Annotated in this window: 16 protein-coding genes; 14 read left to right on the top strand and 2 right to left on the bottom strand. The window is 69.0% G+C overall.

The annotated features are described in order from the left end of the window. Positions 1-226: 226 nt before the first annotated feature. Together KMW22_RS02705 and KMW22_RS02700 are read right to left on the bottom strand one after the other, a co-directional pair. Positions 227-910, bottom strand: coding sequence for a hypothetical protein (locus KMW22_RS02705; protein ID WP_221088450.1), 684 nt, complete (start codon positions 908-910; stop codon positions 227-229). 48 nt (positions 911-958) lie between these two features. Further along, positions 959-2296: a M28 family metallopeptidase gene (locus KMW22_RS02700; RefSeq protein WP_221088449.1), complete on the bottom strand. Its 1338-nt coding sequence runs from the start codon at positions 2294-2296 to the stop codon at positions 959-961. Between the two features lie 112 nt (positions 2297-2408). Between KMW22_RS02700 and lepA the strand changes: the two genes are divergently transcribed. From lepA to ftsA, 14 genes are all read left to right on the top strand, one after another. Further along, positions 2409-4214 carry a translation elongation factor 4 gene (gene lepA / locus KMW22_RS02695; RefSeq protein WP_221088448.1) on the top strand — a complete coding sequence of 602 codons (1806 nt, stop codon included), beginning with the start codon at positions 2409-2411 and terminating at the stop codon, positions 4212-4214. A gap of 623 nt (positions 4215-4837) precedes the next feature. Then, complete coding sequence (locus KMW22_RS02690; RefSeq protein WP_221088447.1) at positions 4838-5803, top strand: coiled-coil domain-containing protein; 966 nt, start codon at positions 4838-4840, stop codon at positions 5801-5803. Beyond that, the gene (locus KMW22_RS02685) at positions 5800-6936 is read left to right on the top strand and encodes a coiled-coil domain-containing protein (RefSeq protein WP_221088446.1); all 1137 of its coding nucleotides are present in this window, start codon (positions 5800-5802) and stop codon (positions 6934-6936) included. Before KMW22_RS02690 ends, KMW22_RS02685 begins: the two co-directional genes overlap by 4 nt. Positions 6937-7118: 182 nt before the next feature. Further along, a complete protein-coding gene (locus tag KMW22_RS02680; protein ID WP_221088445.1) occupies positions 7119-8204 on the top strand; it encodes a sensor histidine kinase in 1086 nt (361 codons plus the stop codon). Further along, the gene (locus tag KMW22_RS02675) at positions 8201-8785 is read left to right on the top strand and encodes a response regulator transcription factor (RefSeq protein WP_107136771.1); all 585 of its coding nucleotides are present in this window, start codon (positions 8201-8203) and stop codon (positions 8783-8785) included. The genes KMW22_RS02680 and KMW22_RS02675 overlap by 4 nt, the downstream gene beginning before the upstream one ends. Positions 8786-8898: 113 nt before the next feature. After that, positions 8899-9375: a hypothetical protein gene (locus tag KMW22_RS02670; protein ID WP_221088444.1), complete on the top strand. Its 477-nt coding sequence runs from the start codon at positions 8899-8901 to the stop codon at positions 9373-9375. A 285-nt stretch (positions 9376-9660) separates the two neighbouring features. Continuing rightward, on the top strand, positions 9661-10167 hold the full coding sequence (locus tag KMW22_RS02665) for a hypothetical protein (protein ID WP_221088443.1): 507 nt from the start codon (positions 9661-9663) through the stop codon (positions 10165-10167). 44 nt (positions 10168-10211) lie between these two features. Next, the gene (locus tag KMW22_RS02660) at positions 10212-11387 is read left to right on the top strand and encodes a pyridoxal phosphate-dependent aminotransferase (protein WP_221088442.1); all 1176 of its coding nucleotides are present in this window, start codon (positions 10212-10214) and stop codon (positions 11385-11387) included. 76 nt (positions 11388-11463) lie between these two features. Beyond that, the gene (locus tag KMW22_RS02655; RefSeq protein ID WP_221088441.1) at positions 11464-12231 is read left to right on the top strand and encodes an AIM24 family protein; all 768 of its coding nucleotides are present in this window, start codon (positions 11464-11466) and stop codon (positions 12229-12231) included. A 128-nt stretch (positions 12232-12359) separates the two neighbouring features. Continuing rightward, positions 12360-13532: an undecaprenyldiphospho-muramoylpentapeptide beta-N-acetylglucosaminyltransferase gene (murG, locus tag KMW22_RS02650; protein ID WP_221088440.1), complete on the top strand. Its 1173-nt coding sequence runs from the start codon at positions 12360-12362 to the stop codon at positions 13530-13532. 88 nt (positions 13533-13620) lie between these two features. Further along, a complete protein-coding gene (gene murC, locus KMW22_RS02645; RefSeq protein WP_235692526.1) occupies positions 13621-14970 on the top strand; it encodes a UDP-N-acetylmuramate--L-alanine ligase in 1350 nt (449 codons plus the stop codon). Then, complete coding sequence (locus KMW22_RS02640; protein WP_221088438.1) at positions 14967-15851, top strand: UDP-N-acetylmuramate dehydrogenase; 885 nt, start codon at positions 14967-14969, stop codon at positions 15849-15851. Before murC ends, KMW22_RS02640 begins: the two co-directional genes overlap by 4 nt. Further along, the gene (locus tag KMW22_RS02635) at positions 15848-16594 is read left to right on the top strand and encodes a cell division protein FtsQ/DivIB (protein ID WP_235692428.1); all 747 of its coding nucleotides are present in this window, start codon (positions 15848-15850) and stop codon (positions 16592-16594) included. The genes KMW22_RS02640 and KMW22_RS02635 overlap by 4 nt, the downstream gene beginning before the upstream one ends. Beyond that, on the top strand, positions 16591-17919 hold the full coding sequence (gene ftsA / locus KMW22_RS02630) for a cell division protein FtsA (protein ID WP_221088437.1): 1329 nt from the start codon (positions 16591-16593) through the stop codon (positions 17917-17919). The genes KMW22_RS02635 and ftsA overlap by 4 nt, the downstream gene beginning before the upstream one ends. Positions 17920-18022: the final 103 nt, after the last annotated feature.

The raw sequence follows: 18022 nt of genomic DNA, 5'->3' as shown, positions 1-18022 counted from the left end.
GCAACAGGACACATCCGCTGCATGGCCTGGAGGGTATGAGGAGGGCCGTCCACGTCTGAAGGCGCGAGGGCACGAACAGGTTTTAGGCCGGGTAGCTGGGAAGACTCACGCTGGACCTGATGCCGCCCCGTGCACCTGAGGGCAGCGAGTGCTCCAACCGCCAGCCTCCTCACACGGGATTTTCCATCTCTTCGGCTGACGGGTCAAAGCCTATTCAACCCTCGGCTCAGCGGGGCAGGGGCAGGTAATGCCAGTCCACGCCGCGCAGGGTAGCGCTGGCGCTGAGGGTGATCGCCAAGCCCGCATCCGTCTGTTCGGTGCGGGTGACCAGGGTGTTCCAGCCCCGCGCCAGGGTCAGGGTGCCCTGCACTGTGCCGGGCTGCACCTGCCCACCTGTCAGCGTAAAGGTGCAGGTCTGTGCCGCACTGAAGCTGGCCGCGCGGTCGGCATACACGAATTGCCGCACCGTCAGCACCACGTTCAGCGGCCGGGCCTGCAGCGTGACCGCCGAGGTCGCCGGGCTCAGGCGGCCAGTGATCTGCTCGCCCAGCAAAAAGCGCCCGGCGCGCACCAGCAGCAGCCGGGTGGCGGCCGGCGCCAGGGTCAGGGGCCCCTGGCACTGCACCCCCTGCACGCTGGCGGGGTACTGCTGGGCCAGCCGCGTCGCCGGGGTGCCCAGGTGCGGCGGCGGGCTGGGCAGGGTCAGGCGGTAGCGGCCATCGGCGGCGACACTGGCGCGCGCAATGTCCTGATCGGTGTCCAGGTCCGCGCTCAGCACTGCGGTGCCGGCGGCCGGGGGATAGATCACGGTGCCGTCGGCCTCGGCGGGGGGCAGCGGGGACGCGGCGCAGCCCATCAGGCCCGCCAGCAGGACTGCCCGCAGGCCCCAGAACAGCGACACCCATGGCATATGCCAGAAAGTTAACACTTCCACTGGCAGGGGAACCGTGGGTGATCTTTAGCGGCAGTTACGCCCGGTGATCCCGCAAGGCTCGCGCGGGGTCCAGGGCGCGGCCAGCACCGCCTGGGCCAGTTGCGCGGCGGTGTCAGCGGCGGCGGTCACCAGGGCTGGGGACAGGGCCTTGTCGTCGGCGCTGTGGTAGTGGCGGTCCAGGCCCCGGGTCAGAAACAGGGTGCGCACGCCCAGCGGTTTGAAGGCGGCGTGGTCGCTGCGGCCGGTCACCGCCAGCGTGCGGCCAAAGGTCTCGCGCGTGCTCTGCGCCTCGTCTTCGAACAGGCGCAGGCCCGGGGCCACGCGGCGCACCAGGGGCCGCAGTTCTTCGTGGGGAGCCACCCCCAGCGGCTGGGCGGCCACGCCCACCATGTCCAGGTTCAGCATGGCGCGCGTCTGGCGCAGGGGGTAGCTGTAGGCGCGCACGAACAGCCGGCTGCCGTTCAGGCCCGTTTCCTCATCGTCGAACAGCACGAACCACGCGCGCTCGGCCAGGGGGGTGCCCGCCGCGCGCCGGGCGAGGTCCAGCACCGCCAGCACGCCGCTGGCATTGTCGTTGGCGCCGGGGCTGATCGGCAGGCTGTCTAGGTGCGCGCCGAACAGCACGTCGGGGCTGGCCTCCACCCGCGCCGCAATGAGGTTGGTCGCCTTGGCCGCCCGCTCCCGGGTGGTGGCCCGGAAAGTCACGCGCTGCCCCACGCGCGCCAGCAGCGCCGCGCCGTCCGGGGCAGACACGGCCAGCAGCGGCAGAACGGTGCGGTCCACCCGGCTGAAGGGCGGCGGCTGCGCGCAGTCGTTCACGATGGCCAGCCCCAAGCCGCCCGCCTGCACCACCGCGTCGGCCAGCGGGGCCCAGGGCCCGGGCGGACAGGTGGTGATTGCCAGTTTGCCCAGGATGTTCAGGGCCTCCAGTTGTTCGGCGGTGGCCCCCGGGGCAATGCGCACCAGTTCGCCTTCCTGATCGCCGCCCTGCGCGCCGTACAGGGTCTGGCCGCGCACGGTGAGGCCCGGGGCGCGCACCTCGGCACCCAGATCCTCCAGCACGCGGGCCGGAAAGTTCTGGCGGGTTACGCGGTAGCCCAGGGCCGTCAGCTGCGCCTGGGCCCAGTCCAGGGTCTGCCCGTGGCCGCGCTGCCCAGGTGCCCGGGGTCCAAAGGCGCGCAGGCGGGCCCAGTCTTCCGCCACGGTGCCCTGCTGCGCGCCCGCTTGCAGGGGCGGGTTGGTGGGCCGGGTGATCCAGCGGTAAGCCCACCACCCCAGGCCCAGCACCAGCAGCGCGGGCAGCAGGATTTTCCAGAGGGGAATGGCCGGGCGGGTGGGCAGCGCACGGGTGCGGGGGAACATGCGGGCCAGCATAGGCGCACGCCTGCGCCTGCGGCCAGCGAAAATGCGCTTCTTGCGGCGCCCGGAACCCCGCACACTGCGCCCCCGCCCGGCGCCCGCTAGACTGGCCTGTGTGAACGTCAGGAACTTTTCGATCATCGCCCATGTGGACCACGGGAAATCCACCCTCGCGGACCGCATTCTGGAGCGGCTGGGCGCCATGTCCGAGCGGGACAAGCGCGACCAGACCCTCGACACGCTGGAACTGGAACGCGAGCGCGGCATCACCATCAAGTCCACCCCGGTGCGCCTGACCTACCAGCGTCCCCTGCAGGAGGACGGCACGGGCGGCGAGGAATACACCTTCAACCTCATTGACACGCCCGGTCACGTGGATTTCAACTACGAGGTCTCGCGCTCGCTGGCCGCCTGCGAGGGCGTGCTGCTGCTGGTGGACGCCTCGCAGGGCGTGGAGGCGCAGACCATCGTCAACGCGTACCTGGCGATTGACAACAACCTGGAAATCGTGCCGGTGGTGAACAAGATTGACCTGCCGGCCGCCGACCCCGAAGGTGCGGCGCAGGAGCTGGAAGATGTGATCGGCATTCCCGCCGAGGACGCGGTGTTCGCCTCGGGCAAGGCGGGCATTGGCATTCCCGAGATTCTGGAAGCCATCGTGCAACGCATTCCCGCGCCCAGCGGTGACCCCCAGGCGCCGCTGAAGGCCCTGATCTTCGATTCCTTTTACGACGCCTACCAGGGCGTGATCCTGTTCGTGCGGGTGCTGGAAGGCACCATAAAACCCAAAGACCAGATCCTGCTGATGAACGCGGGCAAGACCTTTGATGTGGACAAGGTGGGCACCTTCAGCCCCGGACTGGTCGTGGGGCAGGAACTGGCCGCTGGCGCCGTGGGCTGGGTGGCCGCCGGCATCAAGGACATCCACGACGCGCAGGTGGGCGACACCCTGACCGGCAAGGACGTGCAGACCGCCGAGCCCTTCCCCGGCTTCAAGCCCGCGCAGCCGGTGGTGTTCTCGGGCCTCTACCCCACCGACACCGAGGACTACCGCAAGCTGCGCGACGCGCTGGAAAAGCTGAAGCTGAACGACGCCGCGTTCTCCTTTGAGCCCGAAACGTCCGAGGCCCTGGGGTTCGGCTTCCGCTGCGGCTTTCTGGGCCTGCTGCACGCCGAGATCATTCAGGAGAGATTGGAGCGCGAGTACGACCTGGACCTGATCGCCACCGCGCCCGCCGTGGTGTACCGCGTGACCCTCACGAACGGCGAGATCTTCGAGACCCAGAACCCGGCCGAGTTTCCCACCCGTGACCGCATCACCAGCGTGGAGGAGCCGTACATCAAGCTGAGCATCATGCTGCCCGAGGACTACGTGGGCACCGTGATGCAGCTGCTGCAGGAGCGCCGGGGCTCCATGATCACCATGAACTACGTGGGCAAGCGCGTGGAACTGCTTTACGAGGTGCCCTTCGCGGAGATTCTGTACGACTTCCATGACCGCCTAAAGAGCATCTCGCGCGGGTACGCCTCCATGGACTACGAGATGATCGGCTACCGCGAGGGCGACCTGCGCAAGGTGGACATCATGGTGAACAACGAGGTCATTGACGCGCTGGCCGTCATTGTTCACGAGACCAAGACCTACAGCCTGGGCCGCAAGATCGTGGACAAGATGGCCGAGGTGATCCCACGCCAGATGTTCCCGGTGCCGGTGCAGGCGGTGATTGGCGGCAAGATCATTGCGCGCGCCACGGTCAAGGCCTTCCGCAAGGACGTGCTGGCCAAGTGCTACGGCGGCGACATCAGCCGCAAGAAGAAGCTGCTGGAAAAGCAGAAGAAGGGCCGCGCCCGCATGAAGCAGTTCGGCACGGTCGAGGTGCCCCAGGAGGCCTTCCTGGCGGTCCTCAGCACCGAGGAATAACACGGCTTCCGAAAAGTTCCGTCAGGCGTGACGGCATTTTTCCGACCGGAGGGACTCGCAGAGCTGCGGAGCAGAGAGGGAAAAAGGACGGATGTCCGGGAATTGGGCTGGAACAGCGCCGAAGGCGGGGAACATCCAGCTCTTCTCTGGATGTTCCGGAAATGAACGGCAGTCCGTAGAACAGGAAAGAGCGCCCACAGCAGCGCAGGCGGCCAAGGACTCTATGCCTTGGCCGTTTCTGCTGGCAAGACAGTGGGTGGCCGCAAGTGGAGCTGGGTGCCATCCAACGCTTCAGAAGCCGGCCCAACCCCGCGACAGAGACGGCCCCGATCCGGTAACCGCGTAACGGCGAGGTAGAAGCCGAAGCCCCTGCCACACGTGCTATGGCAGGCCCACGCTTCTCTGGCGGGTGAACGTCAGGTCATGGCACTTCGAATCAAGCTCTTGCCCCTGGCAGCACACCTTTCCCTCTGGCTGCGGCACTGTCCAGTTCTGGCTGGTCAACCTTGGTGGCGGGGCCAGCCCCCAGCCTCTACCCTCTTCCACTGTGAGCTCTTGCACAAAACGAGCCAGACCTGTTACGCTTATAGCGTAATCAAGAGATTGCGTTCTGAGGAGAGAAGATGACCGATCACGATGCACAGAGCCTTCAACGGGCCTTCAAGCAACTGCGCCAGGAGCAGGCCGCCGCGCAGGGCCGTTTCCAGAGCCGCGCCGAGGCGCAGCAACTGCGCCGCAACCGCGAACTGCTGACCCAGGCTGCCGACCACACCGTGGACCGGATCGTGCGCGAATCCGCCGATGTGCAGCTGGCCGTGGGCACGCTGATGGCGCAACTGGAAGAGCGGCTGTCCGGCGAGGCCACCAAGCTGAGCGAACTGGTGACCGCCACTGAGGTCGCCCAGAAGGAACTGGCTGAACTGCGCCGCGTGCGCGTGGCCGCCGACGCCCTGGCCGCCCTGCAGCAGGAGGGCCGTGAGCGCTTGGCCACCCTGCGCGGCGAGCATCAGGCCCAGCTGGACGCCCTGGCGCGCGAACAGGCGGCCGCCCGCCGCGCCTGGGAGCGCGAGGACGCCGAATTCGCCGCCGAGGAGCGCCGTGAGCGCGAGGACACCGCCCGCGAACGCCAGCAGGAAGAAGCCGACCACACCTACGCCCGCCAGCGTGAGCGCCAGCACGACGCCGACGCCCAGCACGCCGCTGACCGCGCCCAGGAGCGCGAACTGGCCGAGCGCCGCCTGACCCTGGAACGCGACTGGCGCGGGCGCGAGGCCGTTCTGGAAAAGGGCGCCGAGCAGTTCGAGAAGGACCGTGCCCAGGTCGAAGCCTTTCCGCAGGTGCTGCAAGAAGAGGTTCGCAAGGCCCGTGAGGACGGCATCCGGCAGGCCACCGCCGACGCCAAGGTCCGCTCGGACCTGCTGGAGCGCGAGTGGGAAGCCAGCAAACAGAGTTACGAATTGCATCTGGAAGCGCTGCAGGCGTCCGTCACAGCGGCCGAGGCCCAGGTGGCCGAACTGCAGGCCCAGCAGCAGCGCGTGAGCGAACAGACCCAGGGCCTCGCCGCCCGCGCTTTCCGAGGTGAAGCATGACCCCCAAACGGCCCGCCGAAACCGCCACCAAGGCCAAGATTCTGGAAGCCTTCGACGACCTGAGCACCGAGTACAGCCAGCTGGAAGGGCAAGTGGGCACGCTGAAGGCCCAGCTGAACCAGAAGGAAAAAGAGGTGCGCGAAGCCCAGCGAGAGGCACAGAAGAAGGCCCAGCAGGCGGCCCAAGGGCCCATGGCTGCGACCAGCCGGGACCTGCCCACCACGCCCGACGACAAGCCGGGGCGCATGGAAGTGGCGCTGGGGCTGCTGGCCCAGTTGCAGGCCGGGGCATCGGGCACGCTGGCCGAACTGTCGGAACAGCTCAGTGCCCAGGCGGCGGGGCTGCAGGGCGTGCTGAAGCTGGCCCAGGCCGAACGCGAGGCGCTGAAAGAGTTGTACGACCTGGAGGCCAGCGACGACTCGCTGCCGGCGCTGCTGGCCCAGTACGACGCGGCGGCCGAGGGGGCCCGCACCGAGTACGAGACCCTGCAGGCCGAAACGGCCGAGGACTGGGACGCCCGTCAGCGCGAGTGGCTGGCGGAACAGGACGCCCGCGAGCGCACTGTGCAGGAGCGCGACCTGACAGCCGCCACCACCCGCGAGCGCGAAGACGCCGACTACCGCTATAACCGCGACCTTGCCCGGCGCCTGGACGACGAAACCTACCGCGCCGAACAGGCCGAGCTGACCCGTGAGCGCGCCGAGCGCCTGGACATCCAGGAACGCGAGTGGAACGCCCGCGAGGCCGAACTGAGCAGCCGCGAGCAGCGCGTCCGTGAGATCACCGCCCGCGCCGCTGCCCTGCCCGCCGAGCGCGAGGCCGCCCTGAAGCGCGCCGAGGCCGAAGGCACCGGCATCGGCAGCCGGCAGGCGCGCGTGCGCACCGACCTGCAGGAAAAGGAGATCGAGGGCCAGCGCCGCATCTACGAGCAGCGCATCCAGAACCTGCAGACCCGCCTGGACCTGCTGGACACCCGCGCGGCGGGACTGGCCGAGCAACTGGGCGCCGCCAGCCGCCAGATGCAGGACCTCGCCGTCAAAGCCATCGAGGGGCAGGCCAACGCCAGCAGCCTCAGCGCCTTCAAGGAACTGGCCATGGAACAGGCCAAGGCCCAGGGCAAGGGCAAGAACTGAGCCGGACGTTTCTGGGCACCGCCTGACCTTCACCCATCAGGGCCACCTTCTGCGGGAGGTGGCCCTGGTCGTGGGTCGCAGCGCTGCCGCAGCGGGCTGCCCAGGAAGGGGGCATTCGCCGGGGGTGGGGGTTGACAGACCCGTGAGGGTTCTGTCAGAGGCGCCGCTCTACGCTGAGCGCCATGCCCACGTCCGCCGCTGTTCCCCTGCGCCCCGGCGCCGCCGTGGGCCGCGTGCGGACGCTGCGTTCACAGTTCACCTTCGTGATTTTCCTGCTGGCCTTTTTGCCCAACATCATCCTGACCCTGATGGCCCGGCCCGACGTGCCCCCGCTGCCGCTGCTGGCCTGGATGGCGGTGGTGGGGGCGCTGTCGGCGGCCATGGGCTACCTGCTCAGCGGCACGCTGCTGCGCCCGGTCAGCCGCCTGCAGGCGCAGGTGGAACACGGCGACTTTCAGGCCGCCCAGCGCGACGACCCGGCCGAGGTGCGCTCGCTGCGCGCGGCTTTTACGGGCCTGCTCTCGCGCCTGGGAACCGAACAGGCCCGGCGCAACGCCTTTATCGCCACCCTGGTGCACGACCTGAAAACCCCGCTGATCGCCACCGGGCACCTCACCAAGATCCTCACCACGCTGCCCCTGCCGGACCACGAGCGCCGCCTGATGGGCGAGCAGATTCAGGCCGAAACCGGGCGCCTGCTGGCCCTGGTGCAGCAGATGGCCGATGCGCACCGCTTTGAACAGGAAGACGTGCAGGTGCAGCCCGCCCGCACCGACCTGCGCGCGCTGCTGGACGACGTGGCGCAGCGCGTGGCCCCGCAGGCCCAGGAGCGCGACCTGACCGTGCGGGTCGAAGGTCACGGCCACGCCCAGGCGGACCGGGCGGTGCTGGAACGCGCCGTGATGAACCTCACCGTAAACGCCCTGCGCTACGCCACGCACGAGGTCACCCTCAGCGTGTCGGGTGAGGGCCTGCACGTCACCGACGACGGCCCCGGGCTGGCCGCGCCCCTGTCCGAACTGGCCCAGCCGTTCAACGTCCAGCCCACCACCATTGCGGGCCAGCAGTACACCGCTGGCACAGCGGGTCTAGGCCTGTTTATCGCCCGCCGCATCGCCGAAGCGCACGGCGGTGAGTTGCGCTATACCCGCCATTCTCCTCCTTCCTCTGCCTCCGGCCACCCCCCCCCCGAAGCCCCTGCCGGTGCTCCCCTGTCCCCGCCCGCCCAGACCCGCTTCACGCTCTTGTTGCCGGAGGTTTCCCCATGAGACTCGTTATTGCCGACGACCACCCCCTCTTCCGTATGGGCCTGAAATACGCCCTGATTCACCAGGGCTTTGACGTGGTGGCCGAAGCCAGCGACGGCCTCGCGGCGCTGGAAGCCTGCCGCGCCCTGCAGCCCGACGCTGCGCTGCTGGACGTGAAGATGCCCGGCATGACCGGCATTGAGGTCTGCGAGCGGCTGCGCCAGACCAACCCCCGGCTGGTGAGCGTACTGATCACCACCTTTGCCGAGCCCGCCATCGTGCAGGCCGCCCGCGCCGCCGGGGCACGCGGGTACGTGAGCAAGGAGACTGACCCCGAGAGTCTGGCCCGGCAGCTGCGCGACATCGTGGCCAACCCGGATGTGGACCGCCTGCCCCATGTGGACGTGCCGCGCCTGACCCCCCGTGAATCCGAGGTGCTGCCCCTGCTGGCCCAGGGCTACTCCAACAAGGAGATCGCCAAGAACCTGGGCGTGTCGCCCGATACGGTCAAGGACCACCTGGCCCGCCTGTACGCCAAGCTGGACGCTGGCGACCGCACCGAGGCCGTGAGCCGCGCCCGGAGCATCGGTCTGCTGCATTAGAAGAGCGGCATTAAAACGAGGCTGTGCGGCGCCGGCCCACCTGCTTTTGGCAGTGGGCCGGTGCCTTATGTGCCGCAACGCGGGGGCCTGCGGGCGGCTACGATGAACGTCACATGAAGATGCGTCTCTCTCTCGCCCTTACTCTCCTGCTTGCCGGTACCGCCGGAGCCCAGACCACCGGCCTCACCGTGTGGGGTGGGGCGGGCACCGAAGCCTATATCGCCCCCGGCCTCACGCTGGGGCTCAGTGCGCCCGTGGGCCAGGTTGCTGGCCTGAATGCCGAACTGCGCGGCAGCGCCTCGGTGTACCTGCTGCCCCTGCCCGACGTGACGGGCCCCCTGAGCACCATCAATGCCGATCTGCTGTTCTCGGGCAACAGCGGAAATGTGAACCTGTATGGCGGGCCCAGCGTGGGCTACGCCGTGGGGGGGCTGTGGCTGGTGGGCGTGACCGGCGGGCTGCGCGGGCAGTTCGGCGGCGGCAACGTGGGCTGGTTCAGCGAGGCCCGCTTCCGAGCCATGTTTGACTCGGCGAACTTCATTCCGTTTCCCCTGGCCGGCGGGGCCTTCGGCGTGACGTACCGGTTTTGAAAGCGGACCCCAGATCCACCCCAGATGTTCCCCTTGGCGGCTCTGGGACGAAGTGAGGCTCTGCAAAAGACAGCGGCCCCCACGAAAGGGAGGGGCCGCTTTCAGGCCGCAGGGTGGAATGGGGTGCTGCGAGAAAAGGGTGCCAACGGCCCCGCTGAAGCCGCACTGGACCACGCGCGCTGAGAGAAGCGCGTGCGCTGGCCTCCACCCGATTGGACATGAGCAGCGCACCCGGCCCCACATGCGCCTACGACCACCGCCTTGAGGTAGTACACTCCGCAGCGCATGAGCTTTCTTAAGATTCCTTCATTACTTCTTCTCATCGCCGCTGGCAGCGCTGCAGCGCAAACGGTGCCTATCCCGGCCACCACCGATGCCCAGCTCTGGGCTGGCGTGGGGCTGGAAACCATCCTCCCCACCGCGCAGCTGGGGTTTTCGCTGCCTGTGAGCCGACTGGGCGGTCTGACCGTGGAGCCCCGGGCGCAGGTTGAGGTTTCGCCCGTCCTCTTCTTCGGCGCCGACCTGCTGCTGGCTCAGGGCAATGTGGGCTGGTACGGCGGGCCCTCGGTGGGGGTCACGGCCAGTGCGGGCGGCGGCTGGCGGGCCGGGGGCGTGCTGGGCTACCGGGGCCGCACCCGCGAGCACCTGGGCTTCTACGCCGAAGGGGGCCTGCGCTACACTGTCCTGAACGACTTCCGGGTTGGCAATGGCGGCGTGCCCGGCGACACCGGCCCACACCGCTTTACCTTCCCCTCGCCCTCGGTGCGCCTGGGCCTGACCTACCGCTTCTAAACTTCTGGCCGCGCCCGCCCAGGGCCGCCTGTACCTTGCGGGGTATGAGCGGCCTTTCTTCGGTCTCCCCCTTCACGCTCTCGGCGCGGGCCCAGAGCCTCAAACCTTCAGCCACGGTGGCGGTCACCAGCCGCGCATTGGAGCTGAAAAGACAGGGGCTGGACGTGATTTCAATGAGCGTGGGCGAGCCGGATTTCGACACGCCGCCGCACATCAAGGCCGCCGCCATCCAGGCCATCGAGAGCGGCAAGACCAAATACACCGCTGTCAACGGCATCCCCGAACTGCGCGAGGCCATCAGTGCCAAGTTTTCGCGGGAAAATGGCCTGAGCTATGCCCCGGCTGAGGTCACCGTGACCAGCGGCGGCAAGCAGGCCCTCTTCAATGCCTTTTTCGCGCTGCTGAACCCCGGCGACGAGGTGCTGATCCCCGCCCCGTACTGGGTCAGCTACCCGGAGATGATCACGCTGGCCGGGGGGGTGACCGTGGCGGTGCCCACCACGGCGGCCAGCGGCTTTCAACTCGACCCGGAGGAAGTGGCGGCCCGGATCACCCCGCGCACCCGCATGATCGTGCTGAACAGCCCCGGAAACCCCACCGGCGCAGTCTTTCCACCGCAAACGCTGCAGGCGGTGGCTGAGCTGGCGCAGCGGCACGGGCTGGTCATCGTGACCGATGAAATGTACGAGCATCTGGTGTACGGGGCCGAGCAGGTGAGCATCGGTACCTTTGCGCCGGACCACACGCTGACCATCAACGGGGCCAGCAAGGCCTATGCCATGACCGGCTGGCGAATTGGCTACGCCGGTGGACCGAAGGCCGTGATCGCCGCCATGAACGCCCTGCAGTCGCAGAGCACCAGCAATGCCAGCAGTGTCAGCCAGTACGCGGCCCTGGCGGCGCTGGAGCAGCATGAGGCCACCGCACGCTTCATCGAGGAGGCCCGGCAGGCCTACCGCGCCCGACGCGACCGCATCGTGGCTGGCCTTGGTGCCCTGGGCCTACCCACCCCCATGCCTCAGGGCGCCTTCTATGTCATGGCCGACACGACCCGGATTCACGAGGATGAACTGGAAGCGGCCCGGCGAATCCTGGACGAGGCGCAGGTGGCCGTCGTGCCCGGAACGGACTTTGCCGCGCCCGGCCAGGTGCGTCTGAGCTACGCCACGGATATGGCCACGATTGAAGAGGTGCTGCGCCGCCTGGGCACATTGCTCTGAAATCGGGCATCTGGGGGCCCCGCACCGGCCCCCCCCTCGGCAACCTTTAGGCTGGGGGTGTCGTACCCTAGGCCATATGACCAACATGCAGCCCGGCAGCGACGGCACCTACAGCCTCCGTGACTTCATCGCCCAGACCGCCGAGCGGGACAACCCCGGCGAGGTCTTTGAACTCGAATCCAGCAAGATGCTGGAGGTCAAGGTCAATGGCCGCGTGTGGAGCAAGCTGGGCGCCATGGTGGCCTACAAGGGCAACCTGAGCTTTAAGCGCGAGGGCACCCTGGAAGGCGGCCTGATGAAGGCCCTGAAGCGCGCCGTATCGCAGGAAATGAGCCCGCTGGCCAAGATTGAGGGCCGGGGCGTGGCGTACCTTGCCGATCAGGGCAAGGAAGTGCAGATTCTGCGCCTGCAGGGCGACAGCCTGAACGTGAACGGCAACGACCTGCTGGCCTTTGAAGACACCGTGCAGTACGACATCACCATGCAGCGCCGCGTGGCGGGCATGGCGGCGGGCGGGCTCTTCAGCGTGCGCGTGCAGGGCCACGGGCTGGTGGCGATCCTGTCGCACGGCAAGCCCCTGACCCTGCGCGTCACCCCCAACGAGCCCATCTTTACTGACCCCAACGCCACGATTGCCTGGAGCGGCAACCTTCAGCCCCAGCTGCGCATGGACGCCAGCTTGAAAAGCATGTTCGGCCGGGGCGGCGGCGAAACCTACCAGATGGTCTTTCAGGGCGACGGCTTTGTGGTCGTGCAGCCCTACGAGGAATTCGACCACGGCATCGGCGGCGACGGCCACAGCGGCGGCGGCGTGGGCAAGGCGCTGGGGGATCTGTTCGACTGAAGAGGGGAAGTGGTGAGTAGGGAGTAGAAGTACGCAGGGCGCGCCAGCTTGGCCGCGCCCTGTGTTTTTCCCACTTCCCACTTTCCACTGCCCACTCACCACCCCCCAACCCGCTACACTCCCCCCCAATGAGCTTGGTCGTACTGGCAACGGGGGGCACCGGGGGACACATCTATCCGGCGGTGGCGACCGCACGCGAACTCGCCGCGCGCGGGCACGAAACACTGCTGCTGGGGCAGCGCGGCGGCATGGAAGAGCGGGTGGCGGCCGAGCAGGGGCTGGCCTTTGAAGGGGTGGACGCCGGCAAACTGGCCCGCAGCGGCCAGGGCCGCCCCGATCCGCGCGAGCTGCTGCGCGCCGCCCAGGGCGTGCTGCAGGCGCGCGCCCGGCTGGCGCAGCGGCGGCCCGGGGCCGTGGTGGGCTTCGGCGGCTTTGCCAGCCTGCCCGGGGTGCTGGCCGCCCAGAGCCTGGGCCTGCCCACCGTGCTGCACGAGCAGAACGCCCGCCTGGGCCTGACCCAGCGGTTGGCCGTGGGCCGCGCCAGGGCCGTGGGCACCGCCTATGAACAGGTGATCGGCCTGCCCCCGGCGCGCGCCACCCTGGTGGGCATGCCGGTGCGCGAGGACCGTCTGCCCCGCGCCCAGGCCCTGGCCAAGCTGGGGCTGCAAGACGGCCCCCTGACCCTGTTCGTAATGGGCGGCTCGCAGGGTTCCCTGTTCCTGAACAACGCTGTGCCCGATACCCTGCAAAACGTCTTTGGCCGCGAGGGCTTGCTGCCCCCCGAAGGCAGCGGCGGCCTGGTGAATCTGGATTTCACCGGCCCGGTGCCCACCGACGGGCGCGGCCGGGCGGTGCAGGTGCTGCACGCCACCGGCCCGCGCTGGCTGTCCGAGGTGGCGCCGCGCGTCAAGGAACTGGAGTGGTACAAGGCCGTGGGGTATGTGGACGCCGTGGCCGCGTGGTCGGTGGCGGATCTGGCGATCACCCGCGCAGGCACCAGCACCCTGGCCGAAGCCGCCTTTCACGGGGTGCCGCTGGTGATGGTGCCGCTGCCCGAATCCTCGGAAAACCACCAGTACCACAACGCCATGTCCGTGCAAACGGCCGGCGCGGGGCGCGTGGTGGAACAGAAAACGGTGCCGGAAACGCTGGGGCAGGCGGTGTTAGAGTGTGCCTCAGCGGGGACGCGCGCCTCGATGAGCGGGGCGGCCCGCCGACGGGCCCAGCCGGGCGCGGCGGCGGCATTTGCGGCCCTGATCGAACGGCACCTGCGTGAAGGGCCCCCCTCCTCCCATGACTGACCCTGCTTCTGCTTCTCCCCCGCCCAGCCCGGCTGCGGCGTCCCAATCCGTGTCTTCTGCCTCCGCCCCCGCGCTGCACTATCACCTGATGGGCATTGGCGGCATCGGTATGAGTGCCTTCGCCCGCCTGCTTTCAGCGCAGGGCCACCGCGTCAGCGGCTGCGATGAAGCGGCCAGCGACCTCACGGCCCGCCTGGGCGCCGAGGGCATTCCGGTGGCTGCCGGCCACGCCGCCGAGCATGTGACCGAAGTCCCGTACGGCCCCATTGACATTCTGGTGGCCTCGGAAGCGGTCCCAAAGGATCATCCCGAGTTGCAGGCCGCCGAGGGCGCGGGCATTGAGATCCGGCCGCGCATGGCGCTGCTGGACGAGCTGCTGCGCGCCGGGCCCAGCGTGGGGGTGATTGGCACCCACGGCAAAACGACCACCACCTCCATGATTGCCGTGGCACTGACCGGAGCCGGCCTGGACCCGTCTGCGTTTGTGGGCGGCATCGTGCCGGAGTTCGGTAGCAACGCCCGGCTGGGGCGCGGTCCCTTTGTGGCCGAGGTGGACGAGTCCGACAAGGGCTTCGCGGCGCTGGGGGCAGGCACAGCCGTGTTTACCAATGCCGAGGATGACCATGTGGGCGGCGCCCAGGCCACCTACTGGGAAACCGTGGAAGAGCAGCACGCGGCCTTTGCCCGCTTCGTGGCGCAGTCGGGGCGGGTGCTGCTGTGCGCCGACTGGCCGGGGCTGGACGAGCTGTGCGCGGGCGCCCGCGAGCGCCTGAGCTACGGGCAGGCCGAAGGCGCCGATTACCGCGCCGTGAACCTGCGCCCCGATGCCGAAGGCACCAGTTTCACGGTCCTGCGGCGCGGCGAGCCGCTGGCCGAGGCCCGGGTGGCCCTGCCCGGCACCCACAACGTCCTGAATGCCCTGGCCGCGCTGGCGGTGGTGGACCTGCACGGCGGGAACATGGCGCAGGCCGCCGCCGCCCTGGCCGGGTTCCAGGGCCCGGGGCGGCGCTGGCAGCGCGTGGGCGAACTGAACGGCGCGCTGGTCATTGACGATTACGCCCACAACGCCACCAAGGTGGCCGCCGCCGTGCAGGCCGCCCGCCAGACCGGGCGCCGGGTGCGGGTGGTGTTTCAGCCGCACCGTTATCTGCGCACCCAGCAGTCCTGGCCCCGGCTGGCCGACGCCCTGATGGACGCCGACGAGGTGCTGCTGCTCGACATTGCCGCCGCCAGTGAAGCGCCCATAGAGGGCATTCACGCCACCCTGATTTCCGAGCGCATGACCCAGCGCGGGCACGCGGGCGTGCGCTACCTGCCCGACCGCGCGGAGGTGCTGCGCGTGCTGCGCGACACCGCCAGCAGCCGCGACGTGATCGTGACCATGGGCGCGGGCGACGTGTGGAAGCTCTCGCGCGACCTCGTGGGAGGCGCGGCGTGACCGCGACGGTCAGCCGTACCGGCGCCCGGGTGGAACGGCTGCCCCTGTCGCGCTTTACCACCCTGGGCGTGGGTGGCGAGGCCGAGGTGTGGTTCGTGGAGTCGCACGAGGCTCTGCGGGAAGCGATGGAGCGCCCCTACCGCGTGCTGGGCGGCGGCAGCAACCTCGTGGTGTCGGATGCGGGGGTGCCCGAACGGGTGATTCGCCTCTCTGGCCCACTGGCCGAGCGTGACCTGACCCCGGACCCCATCCTCAGCACCCCCGAACGCGTGGTCACCGGCTGGGTGGGCGGCGGCGTGCCCCTGCCCGGGTTGGTGCGGCAGTTGCAGAAACTGGGCCTGAGCGGGCTGGAAGGCACCGTGGGCATTCCCGCGCAGGTGGGCGGCGCGGTGTGGATGAACGCAGGCACCCGCTACGGCGAGATGTTCGACGGCCTGCACACCCTGGAGATCGTGACGCCCGAAGGCACGCGGCAGGTTACCCCCGCCGACCTGCCCTGGGGCTACCGCCAGAGCGGCATTCCCCGCAACCATGTAGTCACGCGCGTGCGTCTGGCCCTGACCGTGAGCACCCCCGAAGCCGTGCTGGCCAAGATGGATTTTGCTGACCAGGCCCGGAAGGGGCAACCCAAGATGAAAACGCCGGGCTGCGCCTTTAAAAACCCTGGCGGCGTGAGCGCGGGCAAGCTGATTGATGAGGCGGGCCTGAAAGGCACCCGGGTGGGCGGCGCCCTTATTGCCCCCGAGCACGCCAACTTCATCGTGAACCTGGGGGGCGCCACAGCCGCCGATGTGCACGCGCTGCTGGACATCATCCGGGCGCGGGTGGGCGTGCCGCTGGAACTGGAATACGAATTGTGGCCGGGGCAGGACACGCCTTGAGACCCGAGCCCAGGCGCAACCGCCGCGTGGGCCCCGAACCCACCGCGTCTGCTCCCACCCCCGACCCAGCCCTGGAGGCCGAGCCCCTGGCGCCCGAACCCGTTTACCCCACTGTTCGGCCCCGGCACCGGGTGCGCCGCCGCGTCCTCGCGCTGGCCATGTGCCTGCTGGTCCTGGGCGGGGCGGTGGGCGCGTGGTACGCGCTGCCCATCCGCACCGTCACCGTGAGCGGCAACGCGCACCTGTCGGCTCAGGAGGTCAAGGCACTGGCTGGCCTCTCCCCGGACTTCGGCTGGCTGTACTACGGCGCGTGGCGGGCCCGGGGCCTGCTGGACAGTCCCTGGGTGGCCTCGGCCGTCGTGACCCGCACCTTCCCCGACCGCGTGCAGGTGCAGCTCACCGAGCGCCAGCCGCGCGCCCGCTGGCGCCAACCGGGCGGCAAGATTGTGGCCGTGGCTGCAGACGCCACCGTCTTGCCGGGCGCCCGCAAGACCGAAAGCCTGCCCCTCATTGAGGGCTGGGGCCCCAACCGCGTGAACGAGGTGCTGGGACTGCTGGACGCCCTGGCCCGTTACAATGTGCAGTCGGTTGCTTATACACCCACGGGCCTGACGCTGAAAGTGGCGAACAGGCGCGTGTGGACCGGCGACGTGCAGGCCTTACTGAAGTATGCTGGGAGCATCAGCATGTATCCGAACAGCGAGATTTCGATTTACCCCTGGGGGGTGAGCGTCCAGGAATGAAAGACAACACCATCATTGTGGGCCTGGACATCGGCACCACAAAAATCACGACCGTCATCGGCGAAGTGGCCGACGGCGGCAGTGTGGACATTATCGGTGAAGGCACGGTGCCCAGCGAGGGCATGAAGCGCGGCTCGGTGGTCAATCTGGAGCGGGCCACCCACGCCATCAAACAGTCGGTGCAGGCCGCCGAGCGGGTCAGCGGCGTGAAGGTGGAAAGCGTGTACGTCTCGGTGGCGGGCAACCACGCCAAGGCGATCACCAGCCACGGTCTTGCGGCCATCCGCCGGCACCAGGAAATCGCCCAGCCGGATGTGGACCGCGCCATTGAAAACGCGCGCGCCGTGCCGCTGGACCCCAACCTGGAAATTATTCACACGTTGCCCCAGGAATACGTGGTGGACGGCCAGGAAGGCATTAAGAACCCGGTCGGCATGCACGGGGTCCGCCTGGAAGTGGACGTGCATATCGTGGCGGGCACCGCCGGGCCGCTGCTGAACCTGCGCCGCTGCGTGCAGGAAGCGGGGCTGCGGGTGGAAGGCTTTGCGCTGCACGCCCTGGCCAGCGGGCTGGCCACCCTGGAAGCCGCCGAGCAGGCCCAGACTGTCGTGGTGGTGGACATGGGCGGCGGTACCACTGACGTGGCCGTGTTCAAGCGCGGCAATCTGGCCCACTCGGCCTGCATTCCGCTGGGCGGCGAGCATGTCACGGCCGACCTCGCGCAGATTCTCAAGATCCCCATGGAGGAGGCCGAGAACGTCAAGCGGCGCTACGGCGCGGCCCTGCCGGAACTGGCCGACCCTGACCTGACGCTGGAAATCACCACCGCCTCGGGCAGCACCCACGCCATCACAGCCTTCGAACTCTCGCGGATCATCAAGCCGCGCCTCGCCGAGATTTTCGGCCTGATCCGCGACGAGATTGACCACACCCTGGGCCCGGTGGAACTGGTGGCCCAGGGCGTGATCCTGACCGGCGGCGCGGCGTTGCTGCGCGGCACACCCGAACTGGCCCGCGACCGCTTTCGCCTGCCGGTGCGGGTGGGCCGCCCACGCGGCATTGGCGGCCTGACCGATATTGTCAGTGGCCCCGGCCACGCGGGCAGCGTGGGGCTGGTGCTGTACGGCATTGGCGAGGACGGCAAGGTGCCGCATCTGGTGTACGGCGACATGGCCCAGACCCAGCCGGCGCCCCTCAATGTTCCCGAAGTGCCGCCCGTGGTGCCGGCTGCGCCCACCGCGCCGGCCACGCCGATCACCCAGGAGAAAAAGACCGGGCCCAGCCTGGCCGACCGCGTGCGCGGCTGGTTCAAGGACTGGATGTGAGCCGCCGCAAAAGGGCCGGAGCCGCGCACACCGCTCTGGCTCTTTTGCTGTGGCCAGCGCGCTGCGCTGCGGTACACTACGCGGCAGTGAATCTGGCGGCGCC

Origin of the sequence: Deinococcus aquaedulcis, from assembly GCF_019693445.1 — a bacterium.
Classification (GTDB): domain Bacteria; phylum Deinococcota; class Deinococci; order Deinococcales; family Deinococcaceae; genus Deinococcus; species Deinococcus aquaedulcis.
Note: the sequence above shows the minus strand (reverse complement) of the source record. Positions and strands in the feature narration are given on the sequence as shown.